The 15,292-nt window shown below is 62.7% G+C and carries 13 protein-coding genes; 10 read left to right on the forward strand and 3 right to left on the reverse strand.

Annotated elements, in window-relative coordinates; genetic code table 11:
* Positions 1–63: 63 nt before the first annotated feature.
* The 3 genes from ACE10Z_RS29655 (at position 64) to frc (ending at position 3,919) form a co-directional block, all read left to right on the forward strand.
* Positions 64–759: a GntR family transcriptional regulator gene (locus ACE10Z_RS29655; protein WP_050387017.1), complete on the forward strand. Its 696-nt coding sequence runs from the start codon at positions 64–66 to the stop codon at positions 757–759.
* Positions 760–848: 89 nt separating this feature from the next.
* Positions 849–2,582 (forward strand): oxalyl-CoA decarboxylase, encoded by a 1,734-nt coding sequence (oxc, locus tag ACE10Z_RS29660; protein ID WP_375783928.1) that lies wholly within the window; start codon positions 849–851, stop codon positions 2,580–2,582.
* 59 nt (positions 2,583–2,641) lie between these two features.
* On the forward strand, positions 2,642–3,919 hold the full coding sequence (gene frc, locus ACE10Z_RS29665; RefSeq protein WP_375783929.1) for a formyl-CoA transferase: 1,278 nt from the start codon (positions 2,642–2,644) through the stop codon (positions 3,917–3,919).
* Positions 3,920–4,044: 125 nt separating this feature from the next.
* On the opposite strand, the gene ACE10Z_RS29670 is transcribed toward frc, so the two are convergent.
* From ACE10Z_RS29670 to ACE10Z_RS29680, 3 genes are all read right to left on the reverse strand, one after another.
* On the reverse strand, positions 4,045–6,648 hold the full coding sequence (locus ACE10Z_RS29670) for an MASE1 domain-containing protein (RefSeq protein ID WP_375783930.1): 2,604 nt from the start codon (positions 6,646–6,648) through the stop codon (positions 4,045–4,047).
* A 452-nt stretch (positions 6,649–7,100) separates the two neighbouring features.
* Positions 7,101–7,346, reverse strand: a complete 246-nt coding sequence (locus ACE10Z_RS29675) for a helix-turn-helix transcriptional regulator (protein WP_106319850.1) — start codon at positions 7,344–7,346, stop codon at positions 7,101–7,103.
* 5 nt (positions 7,347–7,351) lie between these two features.
* A complete protein-coding gene (locus ACE10Z_RS29680) occupies positions 7,352–7,909 on the reverse strand; it encodes a DUF2975 domain-containing protein (RefSeq protein WP_375783931.1) in 558 nt (185 codons plus the stop codon).
* A 134-nt stretch (positions 7,910–8,043) separates the two neighbouring features.
* Here ACE10Z_RS29680 and ACE10Z_RS29685 point away from each other — a divergent pair, with 134 nt between their 5' ends.
* From ACE10Z_RS29685 to ACE10Z_RS29715, 7 genes are all read left to right on the forward strand, one after another.
* Positions 8,044–8,550, forward strand: a complete 507-nt coding sequence (locus tag ACE10Z_RS29685) for a DUF2147 domain-containing protein (protein ID WP_375783932.1) — start codon at positions 8,044–8,046, stop codon at positions 8,548–8,550.
* Between the two features lie 346 nt (positions 8,551–8,896).
* Positions 8,897–9,034, forward strand: a complete 138-nt coding sequence (locus tag ACE10Z_RS29690) for a hypothetical protein (RefSeq protein ID WP_375783933.1) — start codon at positions 8,897–8,899, stop codon at positions 9,032–9,034.
* Between the two features lie 248 nt (positions 9,035–9,282).
* Positions 9,283–10,578: an oxalate/formate MFS antiporter gene (gene oxlT / locus ACE10Z_RS29695; protein ID WP_097670726.1), complete on the forward strand. Its 1,296-nt coding sequence runs from the start codon at positions 9,283–9,285 to the stop codon at positions 10,576–10,578.
* Positions 10,579–10,830: 252 nt separating this feature from the next.
* Positions 10,831–12,150, forward strand: a complete 1,320-nt coding sequence (oxlT, locus tag ACE10Z_RS29700; RefSeq protein WP_375783934.1) for an oxalate/formate MFS antiporter — start codon at positions 10,831–10,833, stop codon at positions 12,148–12,150.
* 283 nt (positions 12,151–12,433) lie between these two features.
* The gene (locus ACE10Z_RS29705) at positions 12,434–12,868 is read left to right on the forward strand and encodes a CBS domain-containing protein (protein WP_375783935.1); all 435 of its coding nucleotides are present in this window, start codon (positions 12,434–12,436) and stop codon (positions 12,866–12,868) included.
* A 239-nt stretch (positions 12,869–13,107) separates the two neighbouring features.
* A complete protein-coding gene (locus tag ACE10Z_RS29710) occupies positions 13,108–14,103 on the forward strand; it encodes an NAD(P)H-dependent flavin oxidoreductase (RefSeq protein ID WP_375783936.1) in 996 nt (331 codons plus the stop codon).
* 164 nt (positions 14,104–14,267) lie between these two features.
* Positions 14,268–15,236, forward strand: coding sequence for a zinc-binding dehydrogenase (locus ACE10Z_RS29715; protein ID WP_375783937.1), 969 nt, complete (start codon positions 14,268–14,270; stop codon positions 15,234–15,236).
* The last annotated feature ends 56 nt before the right edge of the window (positions 15,237–15,292 follow it).

Here is a 15,292-nt window from a genome sequence, read left to right on the forward strand (position 1 = left end):
GACGTCTCCAAGAGGAGGAGACGAGTCGTGCCAGAACCGAAACAGACCAAGGCGTCGCCCACCATGGCTGACACAGATATCGCCATCGTCCGGATCGCCCCGGAGACGAGCTTCAAGAACAAGGCCTATGAGGCCTTGAAGGAAGCGATCCTGAAGATGGACATCTACGCGACGCCGGAGCCGGTGATGCTCGACGAGCGCGCATTGTCCGAGCGTCTCGGCGTCAGCCGCACGCCGATCCGCGAAGCGATCGCGATGCTCGAGCAGGACGGCTTCGTGAAGACCGTGCCGCGCCGCGGCATCGTCGTGGTCCGCCGCACCAAGGCGGAGATTGTCGACATGATCCGCGCCTGGGCGGCGCTGGAGAGCATGGCGGCGCGCCTGATCACGACCACCGCGCGCAAGAAGGACATCTCGGCGCTGCGCGACTTCTTCAAGGACTTCAGCGACGACCGCCTGCCGCAGGATCACGTCGAGGAATATTCCAAGGCCAACATCGCCTTCCACCAGGCGCTGATCTCGCTGTCGGAATCGCCTGTGCTGGTCGACCTCACCAATGACCTGCTGCTGCATGTGCGCGGCTATCGCCAGCTCACGATCGGCCGCAAGGACCGCACCGCGACCTCGCTGCCCGAGCATCTCGGGATCATCGAGGCACTTGAAGCGCGCGACACCGAGCTCGCCGAAAAGCGCGCGCGCGATCACACGCTCGGCCTTGCCGCCTATGTCGAGGCGCACGGGCAGGAATTATTCACGTAGAGAACCGTTCGCGTAAGTTTGACAGTCCACACCCGCTTCAGACGACGATCAGATCGTCCGAACAAAGAACGATCAGGGAGACGATGCCGATGCTGAATACCGCTACGAAGTCCGAGGCACCGGGCACCGAGCAGGAACTAACCGATGGCTTCCACCTCGTCATCGATGCGCTCAAGCTCAACGGCATCGACACCGTCTATGGTGTGCCGGGTATCCCGATCACGGACCTGGGCCGCATGGCCCAGGCGGCGGGCATTCGCGTGCTCTCGTTCCGCCACGAGCAGAATGCCGGCTATGCGGCCTCGATCGCCGGCTTCCTGACCAAGCGTCCCGGCGTCTGCCTGACGGTGTCGGCGCCCGGCTTCCTCAACGGGCTCACGGCCCTTGCCCACGCCACCACCAACTGCTTCCCGATGATCCTGATCTCGGGCTCGTCCGAGCGCGAGATCGTCGACCTGCAGCAGGGCGACTATGAGGAGATGGACCAGCTCGCGATCGCCAAGCCGCTGTGCAAGGCGGCGTTCCGCGTGCTGCACGCCCAGGACATCGGCATCGGCCTTGCGCGCGCGATCCGCGCCGCGGTGTCGGGCCGTCCGGGCGGCGTCTATCTCGACCTGCCCGCAAAGCTGTTCGGCCAGGTCATGGACGCGGCGGCCGGCGAGAAGTCGCTGGTCAAGGTGATCGACGCGGCGCCGGCGCAGCTCCCTGCCCCGTCGGCGGTCAAGCGCGCGCTCGACGTGCTGAAGAGCGCGAAACGCCCGCTCATCATCCTCGGCAAGGGCGCGGCCTATGCGCAGGCCGACGAGGCGATCAGGAATTTCGTCGAGAAGAGCGGCGTGCCGTTCCTGCCGATGAGCATGGCCAAGGGCCTGCTGCCCGATCTGCATCCGCAATGCGCGGGTGCAGCGCGCTCGACCGTGCTGAAGGAAGCCGACGTCGTGATGCTGATCGGCGCCCGCCTCAACTGGCTGCTGTCGCACGGCAAGGGCAAGACCTGGGGTGAAGCTCCGAAGAAGTTCATCCAGGTCGACATCGAACCGAAGGAAATGGATTCCAACGTCGAGATCGTCGCCCCCGTGGTCGGCGATATCGGCTCCTGCGTGTCCGCGTTCCTCGACGCCATGGGCGCGAACTGGTCGGCCGCACCGAGCGACTGGCTTGCCATCGTGGCGAAGAAGCGCGACGACAACGTCGCCAAGATGGCGCCGAAGCTGATGAGCAACGCCTCGCCGATGGATTATCACGGTGCGCTCGGCGCGCTCCGCGCGATCATCGCGGAACGTCCCGACACCATCTTCGTCAACGAGGGCGCCAACACGCTCGATCTCGCCCGCGGCGTCGTCGACATGCACAAGCCGCGCAAGCGGCTCGACGTCGGCACCTGGGGCGTGATGGGCATCGGCATGGGCTATTCGATCGCGGCTGCGGTCGAGACCGGCCTGCCCGTGCTCGCGGTCGAAGGCGACAGCGCCTTTGGCTTTTCAGGCATGGAGGTCGAGACCATCTGCCGCTACAAGCTGCCGATCTGCGTCGTGATCTTCAACAATGACGGCATCTATCGCGGCACCGACGTCAACAGCGCCGGCGACGACCCGGCGACCACCGTGTTCGTCAAGGGCTCGCGCTACGACAAGATGATGGAAGCCTTCGGCGGCGTCGGCGTCAACGCCACCTCCCCCGACGAGCTGAAGCGCGCGGTCAATGCGGCGCTGGATTCCGGCAAGCCGACCTTGATCAACGCGGTGATCGATCCAGCGGCGGGCTCGGAGAGCGGCCGCATCGGCAACCTCAATCCGCAAAGCGTGCTGAACAAGAAGAAGTAACCCCCTAACCCCACCACTCCCTGCGGGTGCAGGGGCAGACAGAGTACGGAGCAATAGATATGACCAAGGCGCTCAAGGGCGTTCGCATTCTCGATTTCACCCACGTCCAGTCGGGCCCGACCTGCACGCAATTGCTGGCCTGGTTCGGCGCCGACGTGATCAAGGTCGAGCGTCCCGGCGTCGGCGACATTACGCGCGGCCAGCTGCAGGACATCCCGAACGTGGACAGCCTGTATTTCACCATGCTGAACCACAACAAGCGCTCGATCACGCTCGACACCAAGAACCCGAAGGGCAAGGAGGTGCTGACCGCACTGATCAAGCAGTGCGACGTGCTGGTCGAGAATTTCGGCCCCGGCGTGCTCGATCGCATGGGCTTCCCCTGGGAGAAGATCCACAGCATCAACCCGAAGATGATCGTCGCCTCGATCAAGGGTTTCGGCCCGGGCCCGTATGAGGATTGCAAGGTCTACGAGAACGTCGCGCAGTGCACCGGCGGCGCCGCCTCGACCACCGGCTTCCGCGACGGCCTGCCGCTCGTCACCGGCGCGCAGATCGGCGACAGCGGCACCGGCTTGCACCTCGCGCTCGGCATCGTCACCGCGCTCTATCACCGCACCCACTCCGGCAAGGGTCAGCGCGTCACTGCGGCGATGCAGGACGGCGTGCTCAACCTCGCCCGCGTCAAGCTGCGCGACCAGCAGCGCCTCGCCCACGGCCCGCTCAAGGAATACAGCCAGTTCGGCGAAGGCATCCCGTTCGGCGATGCCGTGCCGCGCGCCGGCAACGATTCCGGCGGTGGCCAGCCCGGCCGCATCCTGAAGTGCAAGGGCTGGGAGACCGACCCGAACGCCTACATCTACTTCATCACCCAGGCGCCGGTCTGGGAGAAGATCTGCGACGTGATCGGCGAGCCGACCTGGAAGACCGATCCGAACTACGCCAAGCCGCCGGCCCGCCTGCCGCGCTTGAACGAGATCTTCGCCCGCATCGAGCAGTGGACGATGACCAAGACCAAGTTCGAGGCGATGGAAATCCTCAACAAGGACGACATCCCCTGCGGCCCGATCCTGTCGATGAAGGAGATCGCCGAGGACCAGTCGCTGCGCGCGACCGGCACCGTGGTCGAGGTCGATCACCCGACCCGCGGCAAGTACATCTCGGTCGGTAACCCGATCAAGCTGTCGGATTCGCCGAGCGAAGTCGCCCGCTCGCCGCTGCTCGGCGAGCACACCGACGAGATCCTGCGCGAGGTGCTCGGCTTCAGCGATCACCAGGTCGCCGAGATCCACGACTCCGGCGCGCTCGCCCCGCCGCGCAAGCAGGCGGCCGAGTAACGGCTGCGGTCACGCAAGACACGAATGGCCGCGGGCAACCGCGGCCATTTTTGTTTGGGCCGGTCGTCGGCTCTCCCATCAATGCGGACATTGATGAGATCGAGCCCTCATGATGGGGCGACCGGTCAACTTCTGCGTACCGCGTCAGCGGTGCTTGACGCCGAGGGTATGCCGGATGATCGCGCTGATCTCGGCGGCGCAAGATCCTGGATAAAGTCTCTTAGCGCCTCGGTATCGAACGGCTTGCGAAGTATTTTCAGGCTTGGCGGGGCTGCTTTTGCGGCATCGCTGTAACCGGTTGTGAGGGCTATGGGCAAACCGGGGTACCGCGACCGAACTTCTCTCGCGAGCCCGACGCCATCGATGGTCCCTGGCATGACGATATCGCTGAAGACGAGATCGATCTTTGTACCGCTATCGAGTAGCTTCAATGCCGCTTCGGCCGAATCTCGGTAGATGGTTTCATAACCCAGATGCTCGAACAGCGATGACGTCACATCCGCCACTTCGGGGCTGTCGTCGACAACGAGAACCGTCTGCCGCGGCGGCTGCCTTGGCCTTGCCCGGGCAGCGGCGAGCTCTTTGCTGGTGATTTGCTCGTCCGCACAGGACGGCAGATAGATTGTAATCGTTGTTCCTTGTCCAACCTTGCTGTCCGCCGTCACCGTTCCGCCCGCCTGGTGCGCAAAACCATAAACCTGGGACAAACCGAGCCCGGTCCCCTTGCCGACCTCCTTGGTCGTGAAAAACGGATCGAACATCTTGGACAGAAGATGCGGCGGAATACCGGTGCCCGTATCGCCAAGTGTGATCGCGAAGAAAGCCTTCCCACGGCGTTCGCCGCCGGTTTCCTGATTTGCGGTGACCGCGTGGACGGACAACGTGAATGTGCCGCCGCTTGTCATTGCATCTCGCGCGTTAACAGCGATGTTGACGATCGCAAGTTCAAGTTCGGCGAGGTCAACCTTGACCGGCGAAACACCGTCGCCGACGTTCTCGTTGTACACGATGTTCCCGCGCAGCGAGCTCTCAATCATGGTCCGCATGTTCTTTATGGACGCATTCAGATCAACGACCGTCGGGCTGAGATGCTGGTGACGAGAGAATGTCAACAATTGGCGCGTGAGACTCTCACCGCGTTTGGCGGCGGTTTGTATGGCTTCGATGGCTTTTGGCAGTTTTGGATCAAGCAGGCGTTGAAATATCTGGGCGCTGCCTCCGATGATCATCAATAGATTGTTGAAGTCGTGCGCGATGCCGCCGGTCAGCTTGCCGATTGCCTCCATCTTCTGAGACATCGCGAGCTGTTCGCGCGCCTGGACCAGCTTCTCCTCCGCGTCGCGGCGCTCCGTCGCGTCGCGCAGGATACTGATAAAACCGATCAGATTTCCTGTGTCATCATGGCTCGAGGAGACTGAGCCCGTGATGAAAAACGGCGTACCATTCTTTCTGATACGCCAACCCTCTACGTCGTACTTGCCGCTCTCGATTGCCGACTCCAGCGCGTGTGTCGGTGAACCCGCGCGGCGTTCATCCGGCCGATAGAATATCCCGAAGTGCTTGCCTATGATTTCTTCCGAGCTGTAGCCGATGATCTTTTGAGCGGTGCTATTCCAGCTCGTAACGTGTCCTTCTCGGTCAAGCGCAAAAATTGCATAGTCGACAACGCCTTCGATAAGGGTCTGGAAGTGTCGTCTGATGCTGTCGAGCGCCAAAGCTTTCCGTTCAAGTTGACCGTTCAGCTGGTCCTGGACGGAAAGCAAATCGGCTTCCCTGGCCTGGCGGGTCGCGCTTGCCGCGGCCAGGGCAAGAGGAGGCGCCGACACGATGATCGAAAGCACGAACAAGCATAACAGCGCTCCGTTCGGATCGATCTTCGGAAATGGATCATTCCCCACCGCGAACCCCCACACGGCAGTTCCGATGAAAATCAACGCCGCCGTCGCCACGGTGCACCGATCGCCGCGCAGACCGGCCCAGATCAAGGGCAGCAGAACCAGAAAGCCCAGAAGGCTCCGATGTGGCAACAACACATCGAGGCCGGTGCTGACGAGATCGCTACCGATCAGCGGGCTGTAAGCCGCGAGCCCGATGATACCAGCGAGCGCAGCGACCGCGATCGATTGCAACAGAGTCCATCTGGAAGCAATGCGTAAGGGCATCGTCGCCCAGAGCACGATGACCGGAGCAATCGCCAGCGCCCCTGCAGCGTCCGCAAGCCACCAGGTCAACCCGGCGACGATGGAATCGGGAATGCTTGATTCGTTGGTGAGCGTGAAGCCGGCCAGGGCGATGGCTGAACTGATCATCGTGGTCGGCGCAAAGGAAATGATTGCAAACTTTGCGACACCGGACGCTGTGGCAAACGTCTGGCGACCGTTCGACCAGCGGCCGATCAGCCATGTCCCGGCCAATGCGGCAAGGAGGCTGCCGATCCCGGCGGCGCCGATCTCCAGGAGCGATCGGTCGGCCATAAGATAAGGCGAGACGACCCCCACCAGGATCGCGGGCCAGATCCGGTAGCCGCGCAGCAGGACCAGTGCAAGCGCAAGCCCGGTTGGTGGCCATACCGGTGTCGCGGCTGGATTTATTGCGGGAAGCAATCGCGCAGACTCGGCAAGACCAGCATAAATTGCGGCAACTATCAGGATCTCGACCGCGTAGGTCGCAACGCTCCGAGCGTCGCCAAAAGCGACAATCTTGGCCTTGGCGAACGTTGCCCTTTCCATCGCAAGCCTTTGCAGTGGGCATCTCAACAATGCGGACGCAGTTTTGACCAAAACATGGCCGCACGATCGTGAGTAGAGGATGCGCTAGCCAACTTCGGAACGAGGGGCCATCGGGCAGCACCGTTGACCTGACAGCGATGGTACACTAGGCGCGGCGGCATCCGGAATACGAATCGGTCCGATCCCGCCGCGTTTCGGTGAGATCATCAGCAATCATTTTCCCTGCTGGCGCAAGAACTCTCGCTGTCGATCTGATGACCACTTCGGGTCAGAAGCGGACCTTAGCGCGATTTGCATCTTGTCTAGGCAAAGAGGCAAACCACTGCCGTGATTTACGAGGGGCGGCGGAACTCGAAGGGGCAGCCGAGAAGCAAAATCTGACACGCCGACATCGGACCAATGGAGCAGGGGTGTGCTCGGGGACACTCGCGCGCGATCGATCACGCTCCGGATCAACCGCCCTCGCCGCCTTCAGCCTCCCCCTCATCGCCCGGCACATATTCCAGAATATCCCCGGGCCTGCAGTCCAGTTCGCGGCAGATCGCTGACAACGTCGAGAAGCGCATCGCTTTCGCCTTGCCGGTCTTCAGGATCGACAGATTCTGAATCGAGATGCCGATCGCGTCCGCGAGGTCACCGAGGCGGCGCTTGCGCTTTGCGAGCATGACATCGAGGTTCACCACGATGGGCACCAGCATCACCCTCAGATCGTCAGCTCGTTTTCGGACTGCAGCAGGATGGCGTGCTCGAGCACGAATTTCAGCGCCATCAGGAAAACGCCGCCTGCGATGGTGCCGACGTCGACGCCGTAGCTCGGCAGGAAGAACTTGATGTCGCCGAGCTTGTACAAGGCATAGGTGACCGCGTTGGTGGTGATCGTATCGACAAACGGCCAAACCACCAGGAAGATCCCCATCCACCACACACCCTGCAAGGTTTCCGACACGAAGATTCGCCCGTTGGCGAATCGGTTCACCATGCGATGAAGGATGCCGATCAGCACGGCATAAAACGATACCCCAAGCGCGAACAGCGCCCAGAACAGCATCTGCCCCTTGGCCGACATGGTGAGCGGGTTGGCGACGATGGCCGCGCATTTCGCCTGCTCGCCGGTGAGGCTTTCGGCGATCGCGCCCGCGGCAGTCGTGGTGCGGTAATAGGCCAGCCACAGCACGACCGGGAGCGCGGCCCAGATCACCCAGAACGCCCGATCGAGCCGGCGAAACCAAAGCTGGCGCCGCTCACGAACCGATTTCCTCATCGCATCCATCCGATAATTTTTTGCCCGCGCAGGCCGTTACGGCCGGGCCGCATCATGCTGCGGTAATGTTGTTGACTCAACCTTAAACGTGATTTATTTCATGTTTATCATGAAATTTTTCATGAAGAAGGTCGATGATGACGGTAACCTCAGATAATGACGGCCTCGCCAAGGCCCTGAAACGGCTGATTCGCGCTCACCTCACGCGCCGCCTGATCGTGGCAGCGTTCCACATTCCGCTGCTCGGCAGCGCCGCCGATGCCGCCAAAGCCAACGACAAGGCCAACGATCCGGCCGGCGTCTGGCTGACCCAGTCCGGTGACGCCAGGATCAAGGTCCACCGCTGCGGCAGCGCGCTGTGCGGCCGCGTCGTCTGGCTGAAGGAGCCGACCGACAAGGCCACCGGCAAGCCGCAGCGCGACGACAAGAATGCCGATCCCGCGCAGCGGACCCGGCCGGTGATAGGCATCTCGCTCTTCATCAACATGCAGCCCGCAGGCCCGAACGAATGGGCCGGCAGGATCTACAACGCCGATGACGGCAAGACCTATGAGAGCTCGGTGACGCTGGTGTCGTCGGGCACGCTGAACGTTCGCGGCTGCATGGGAACGCTGTGCGCGGGCGAAGACTGGACGCGCTGAAGGGAACTGGCCCCGTCCCTTCACCGGCCAAGAAGAAAAGCAAACCCAGTCACTCAAGGCCGCCCCGTCAGGCGTCCTTCTTTATGACGGCCGTGCCGATGTCGGTCCCGCCGCGCAAGAGCAGGATTCCCTAGGGTCAGGCGAAGGCCCGCGATTGCCTGGACTTGGCCGTGGCTTCAATGCGTTCCCCTTCAATCTGGGATGCCAACCGGCCCACCTTGTTGCATTGCACAATCCAGCATGCTGCTATGCAAACAAGCCCGTTGTCTCTGGCATCTGGTATACATAATTTGGCTGCAGATGATGAGCCGGCCCGTTGCTGGCCCTCCAGCCAAAGGGGACACCAATGTCCAAGACAACTGCACTCACGCTCGCGCCCTCCTCCACCCTGTTCGGCCGCCTGATGGCCACGATCGACCGCCTGCTGATGAAGAGCGCGGAGATCTCCAACCGCAATGGCGACGTGCCGCACTTCGGGCTCTGAGCCGCGCGCGCTGCAGCGAGACCGTTTCGTCGCAAGCTGCGAGCTGACATAGAACCTTCGACCAATGGCCCCGATCTTCGGGGCCATTTTTTTGCGCGCTGAATTAATCTCGTTGCGGTGACCGCCTTCAGTCCTCTGCGGCATATGCGCACGCAACCTCTGCGACAGCTTGAACCTTGGCATATCAAATACCAAGATGACCGAGCCGCGCCACAAGCAGAATGACAAAGCGCGCACTGGGAGGATCAATGTCGGACATGGTTCAGGCAACTGCGGCCCCCGCGGCCGCACGTGTCAGCGATACCTATCGCTGGACGCAACTTGCGATCGGCGTCGCCGCGATGGTGATGATCGCAAACTATCAATACGGGTGGACGTTCTTCGTCCCCGACATCCAGAAGAAGTTTGGATGGGATCGCGCATCGATCCAGTGGGCCTTCACGCTGTTTGTGCTGTTCGAGACCTGGCTGGTGCCGGTCGAGGGCTGGTTCGTCGATAAATACGGTCCGCGCCTCGTCGTGCTGATCGGCGGCATTCTCTGCGCGATCGGGTGGGCGATCAACGCGCAGGCGACCTCGCTGAACGGCTACTATCTCGGCATGATCATCGCCGGCATCGGCGCCGGCGGCGTCTACGGCACCTGTGTCGGCAACGCGCTGAAATGGTTTCCCGACAAGCGCGGACTTGCGGCGGGCATCACCGCAGCCGGCTTCGGCGCGGGCTCCGCACTCACGGTCGCGCCGATCCAGGCGATGATCAAGGACTCCGGCTTCCAGACCACCTTCCTGTATTTCGGTCTCGGCCAGGGCATCATCATCGTGCTGCTCGCCTTCTTCCTGCTCGCGCCGAAGGCCGGTCAGGTGCCGGCCGTCGTGGCGAATGCCAACATCATCCAGACGAGGCGCAACTATCAACCGACCGAAGTGCTGCGGCAGCCGATCTTCTGGCTGATGTACTTCATGTTCGTGATCGTCGGCGCAGGCGGCCTGATGGTGACGGCCAACCTGAAGCCGATCGCGGTCGACTGGAAGGTCGACAGCGTGCCGGTCACGCTGATGGCGGTGACGATGACGGCGGTGACCTTCGCGGCCACCATCGACCGCGTCCTCAACGGTCTGACACGTCCGTTCTTCGGCTGGATCTCCGACATGATCGGCCGCGAGAACACGATGTTCATCGCCTTCGGCATGGAAGGCTTCGGCATCTGGATGCTCTACCTCTGGGGCCACGACCCGGTCTGGTTCGTGCTGCTCTCGGGCTTCGTGTTCTTCGCCTGGGGTGAGATCTACTCGCTCTTCCCCTCGACCTGCACCGACACGTTCGGCGCAAAGTTCGCGACGACGAATGCGGGCCTGCTCTACACCGCGAAAGGCACCGCGGCGCTCCTGGTGCCGATCGCCAACTACATGCAGCAGTCGTCGGGCCATTGGGACAACGTGTTCATCATCGCAGCCGGCGCCAACATCCTTGCCTCGCTGCTTGCGATCGCCGTGCTAAAGCCATGGCGGAAGATCGTGGTCGAGAAATCGGCGGCGATGGCTTAGGCAACGCGCCAATCTTCTGCTGACGAAGCCGCCCGGCCAACGCCGGGCGTTTTCATTTTTCGGCATCCCTTGGGAGCTCGGATGCGAGCCCGAACCGGCGCGTCGTACGCCAGTTTTGCTGCAACGCAGCAGAAAGATGGGCTTGCTTTCTGGAATATAGTATACCAACCTCCGACTAAGCGCTTGCGACGATACGCCACAAGAATTGCGACACTGGGTCACAACAAGACCAGGCGCGCTCGGGAGGATTTGATGGTTTCCAGCAATGCTGCCGTAACACAAGCACAACCTTCGTCCAGTGGCTTCCGCTGGCTGCAGCTCGTCATGGGCATCGTCTGCATGGCGATGATCGCGAACCTGCAATATGGCTGGACGCTGTTTGTCGATCCGATCGACGGCGCGCATCACTGGGGCCGCGCGGCGATCCAGTTCGCCTTCACGATCTTCGTGGTGACGGAGACCTGGCTGGTGCCGGTCGAGGCCTGGTTCGTCGACAAATACGGCCCGCGGATCGTCATCATGTTCGGCGGCGTCATGATCACGCTGTCCTGGGTGCTGAACTCCTACGCTGACTCGCTCACCCTGCTCTATGCCGCGGCTGTGATCGGCGGCATCGGCGCCGGCTCGGTATACGGCACCTGCGTCGGCAATGCGCTGAAATGGTTTCCGGATCGCCGCGGCCTCGCCGCCGGCGCAACCGCGGCAGGCTTCGGCGCCGGCGCGGCGCTCACCGTGGTGCCGATCGCCAACATGATCGCCTCGAGCGGCTACCAGACCGCGTTCTTCGATTTCGGCATCGGGCAAGGCCTGATCGTGTTCCTGCTCGCCTTCTTCATCCAGAAGCCTGCGGTGACGATGCCGCCGAAGAAGAAGCAGCTCAATCTGCCGCAGACCAAGATCGACTTCACGCCGCCGCAGGTGCTGCGCAGCCCGATCTTCTGGGTGATGTATCTGGTGTTCGTGATGGTCGCCTCCGGCGGCCTGATGGCGGCGGCGCAGATCGCGCCGATCGCGCACGACTACAAGATCGCCACCACGCCGGTCTCGCTCGCCGGCTTCCAGATGGCCGCGCTGACCTTCGCAATCTCGCTCGACCGCATCTTCGACGGGTTCGGACGGCCGTTCTTCGGCTGGGTCTCCGACAATATCGGCCGCGAGCACACCATGTTCATCGCGTTCGGCACCGGCGCGCTGATGCTGCTGACGCTCTCCACCTGGGGCCATAACCCGCTGGTGTTCGTGCTGGCGACCGCGGTCTATTTCGGGGTGTTCGGCGAGATCTACTCGTTGTTCCCGGCGACCTCCGGCGACACCTTCGGCTCGAAGTTCGCGACCACCAACAACGGCATGCTCTACACCGCCAAGGGCACCGCCGCGCTGTTGGTGCCGGCCGCCAGCGTCGTTGCCGCCAGCTATGGCTGGCAAGCGGTGTTCGTGATCGCGGTCGCGCTCAACGCCACCGCGGCGCTGATGGCGCTGTTCGTGATCAAGCCGATGCGCCGCGCCTTCATCAACGGCAACGAGGCTGCCGCCGCCGCAGCCGAGACCGCGACGAACGCCAAGACGGCTTGAAATGTCGGCCTGATTTGACGCCTGAGTTCGGGACTTCCCGCGGAACTGATGGAGGCGCACTTTAGTGCGCCTCTTTCGTTTTGACCCAACAGGGATGCCAGATACCACATGCGCCCGGGAGCCGCGGATAGCCACCCGCTCACACCGGGCCACAATCGTCTGAAACGTCAGCGACTCTGCCTATTTCAGCTGCTTCCTGGTGGTAGATTTCTCTAGCGGCTACCGTTGACAATTGGCATTTTGTATACCAGAATCCTGTCAACGATAAACCAAGGAGGTTGCCATGCAAGTCGGAGATATCCTGCGCAAGAAGACCCCTCGCGTCGCCACGGTTCGCATGAACGAGACGGTGGCGATCGCCGCGCAACTGATGCGCGCCAGCAATATCAGCGCGCTCGTGGTCAAGGATGTCGTTCGCACCGAGGGCAACACCGCCGTCGGCATGTTCACCGAGCGCGACGTGGTGCGCGCGATTGCCGAGCACGGCGCGGCCGGCGCCAGCATGAAGGTGTCGCAGCTCGTCTCGGTGCAGCAGCTGGTGTCGTGCACCTCGAGCGACACGCTCGAGCACATCCGTCATCTCATGACCAAGCATCACATCCGCCACGTGCCCGTGATCGACAATTACAGCCTGATCGGCGTCGTCAGCATGCGCGACGTCGCGGCCGCGTTCGACGAGGAAACCTCCGCGTCGAAGAAGAACGCGGTGCCGGCGTAACAAGCATCTCCGCCGTCATTGCTCTCGGCCAGGCGCTGCGTGCGATCACCAGCGCCTGAGCAGATGACGAAAGATTTCCATCTCGCCTGACCACAGCGCCCCGTCATTTCCGCATGGGCGCGCCGCAGGTCGCCGGTAGACATTTGCCGGACAGGACTGCATCCTTCCCTCGACATCCAAAAACAACACCGTGCGCGGCCGTCCGCGTCGCGGAAAATTCTAATGGAAACGAGGGCAGAATGATCAAGACACGCTTCACCGAGATGTTCGACGTCGACCACCCGATCGTGCAAGGCGGCATGCAATGGGTCGGGCGTGCGGAGCTGGTTGCCGCCGTCGCCAATGCCGGTGCGCTGGGCATGATCACCGCGCTGACGCAGCCGACGCCGGACGATCTGCGCAAGGAAATCGCGCGCTGCCGCGAGCTGACCGACAAGCCGTTCGGCGTGAACCTGACCATCCTGCCCGCGATCAAGCCGCCGCCTTACGCCGAATATCGCCAGGCCATCATCGAGAGCGGCATCAAGATCGTCGAGACCGCCGGCAACAAGCCACAGGAACATGTCGACGAGTTCAAGAGGCACGGCGTCAAGGTGCTGCACAAATGCACCAGCGTCCGCCACGCGCTGTCCGCCGAGCGGATGGGCGCCGACGCGATCTCGATCGACGGCTTTGAATGCGCCGGACATCCCGGCGAGGACGACACCCCCGGCCTGATCCTGATTCCGGCCGCTGCCGACAAGGTGAAGATCCCGATGATCGCCTCGGGCGGTTTTGGCGATGCCCGCGGCCTCGTCGCAGCGCTGGCGCTCGGCGCCGAAGGCATCAACATGGGTACGCGCTTCATGTGCACCAAGGAAAGCCCGATCCATCAGCTGGTGAAGGAACGCATCGTCGCCAATGACGAGCGCGAGACCGAGCTGATCTTCCGCACCATGCGCAACACCTCGCGCGTCGCCAAGAATGCGATCTCGACCCAGGTCGTGCAGATGGAGAAGGAAGGCGCCAAGTTCGAGGACGTCCGCGAGCTGGTCGCCGGCGCCCGCGGCAAGATGGTCTACGCCACCGGCGATGCCGACGAAGGCATCTGGTCGGCCGGCCAGGTGCAGGGCCTGATCCACGACATTCCGTCCTGCGCCGAACTGATCTCGCGCATCGTGAGCGAGGCGGAAGCGATCATCCGCGAACGTCTGGAAGTCATGATGTCCGGCGCCAAGCGCCACGCCGCGGAGTAAGCATCGAGTAGTGATCCGTCACCCTGAGGAGCGCGAAGCGCGTCTCGAAGGGTCGACGGCCACCGGCCGGGCCGTTCATCCTTCGAGGCTCGCAAGAGCTCGCACCTCAGGATGACGGATCACGGAATCAATCTCACGCGAGACAAGCAACCGGGAATGCCCCCATGAAAGCCTATGTCTACGGCGCTAACGGCCCAGAGATATCAGACGTCGCGAAGCCCGTGCCAAAGGGCACGCAGGTGCTGGTCAAGGTTCATGCCTGCGGGCTGAACCGCGCCGATCTCGGCATGACCAAGGGCCACGCCCACGGCGCGGCCGGCGGCGTCGGCACCGTGCTCGGCATGGAATGGGCCGGCGAGGTCGCCGAGCTCGGCCCCGATGCCAAAGGCGTCAAGGTCGGCGACAAGATCATGGGCTCCGGCGGCGCGGCCTTCGCCGAGTACACGCTCGCCGATCACGGCCGGCTGTTCCGCAGCCCATCGAACATGAACTTCGACGAGGCCGCCACCCTGCCCGTCGCGCTCGCCACCATGCACAATGCCGTCGTCACCAATGGCGCGCTGCAGGCGGGCCAGACCGTGCTGATCCAGGGCGCGAGCTCCGGCGTCGGGCTGATGGCGATGCAGATCGCCAAGCTGAAGGGCGCGAAGCTCGTCGTCGGTTCATCGACCGACGCGATGCGCCGCGGGCGCTTAAAGGAATTCGGCGCCGATCTTGCGGTCGATTCCAAAGATCCCGGCTGGGTCGATCAGGTGTTGCAGGCAACCAATGGCGAAGGCGTCGATCTGATCGTCGACCAGGTCTCAGGACCGGTTGCGAACCAGAACCTCAAGGCGACCAAGGTCAAGGGCCGGATCGTCAATGTCGGCCGGCTCGGCGGCACCCACGCCGATTTCAATTTCGACCTGCACGCGGCGCGCCGCATCCAGTATATCGGCGTCACCTTCCGCACCCGCTCGATCGAGGAGATCAGGGAGATTTTCGACGAGGTGCGCAAGGACATCTGGCCCGCGGTCGAGGCGCGCAAGCTGCAGCTGCCGATCGACCAGGTCTACAAGTTCGCCGACATCGGCAAGGCATTCGAACACATGGAAGCCAACAAGCACCTCGGCAAGATCGTGGTGACGCTGTAGCAGCAGGCTCGGCGATTGTCATCGTCATTGCGAGCGATGCGCGGACTATGCCGGAG

Origin of the sequence: Bradyrhizobium sp. Pha-3, from assembly GCF_042258615.1 — a bacterium.
In the GTDB taxonomy this organism is placed as follows: Bacteria; Pseudomonadota; Alphaproteobacteria; order Rhizobiales; family Xanthobacteraceae; genus Bradyrhizobium.

Excerpts from the sequence above, each read along its gene's own strand:
- ACE10Z_RS29655 (WP_050387017.1), top strand. The coding sequence starts at position 64 with ATGGCTGACACAGATATCGCCATCGTCCGGATCGCCCCGGAGACGAGC.
- oxc (WP_375783928.1), top strand. The coding sequence starts at position 849 with ATGCTGAATACCGCTACGAAGTCCGAGGCACCGGGCACCGAGCAGGAA.
- frc (WP_375783929.1), top strand. The coding sequence starts at position 2,642 with ATGACCAAGGCGCTCAAGGGCGTTCGCATTCTCGATTTCACCCACGTC.
- ACE10Z_RS29670 (WP_375783930.1), bottom strand. The coding sequence starts at position 6,648 with ATGGAAAGGGCAACGTTCGCCAAGGCCAAGATTGTCGCTTTTGGCGAC.
- ACE10Z_RS29675 (WP_106319850.1), bottom strand. The coding sequence starts at position 7,346 with ATGCTGGTGCCCATCGTGGTGAACCTCGATGTCATGCTCGCAAAGCGC.
- ACE10Z_RS29680 (WP_375783931.1), bottom strand. The coding sequence starts at position 7,909 with ATGAGGAAATCGGTTCGTGAGCGGCGCCAGCTTTGGTTTCGCCGGCTC.
- ACE10Z_RS29685 (WP_375783932.1), top strand. The coding sequence starts at position 8,044 with ATGATGACGGTAACCTCAGATAATGACGGCCTCGCCAAGGCCCTGAAA.
- ACE10Z_RS29690 (WP_375783933.1), top strand. The coding sequence starts at position 8,897 with ATGTCCAAGACAACTGCACTCACGCTCGCGCCCTCCTCCACCCTGTTC.
- oxlT (WP_097670726.1), top strand. The coding sequence starts at position 9,283 with ATGTCGGACATGGTTCAGGCAACTGCGGCCCCCGCGGCCGCACGTGTC.
- oxlT (WP_375783934.1), top strand. The coding sequence starts at position 10,831 with ATGGTTTCCAGCAATGCTGCCGTAACACAAGCACAACCTTCGTCCAGT.
- ACE10Z_RS29705 (WP_375783935.1), top strand. The coding sequence starts at position 12,434 with ATGCAAGTCGGAGATATCCTGCGCAAGAAGACCCCTCGCGTCGCCACG.
- ACE10Z_RS29710 (WP_375783936.1), top strand. The coding sequence starts at position 13,108 with ATGATCAAGACACGCTTCACCGAGATGTTCGACGTCGACCACCCGATC.
- ACE10Z_RS29715 (WP_375783937.1), top strand. The coding sequence starts at position 14,268 with ATGAAAGCCTATGTCTACGGCGCTAACGGCCCAGAGATATCAGACGTC.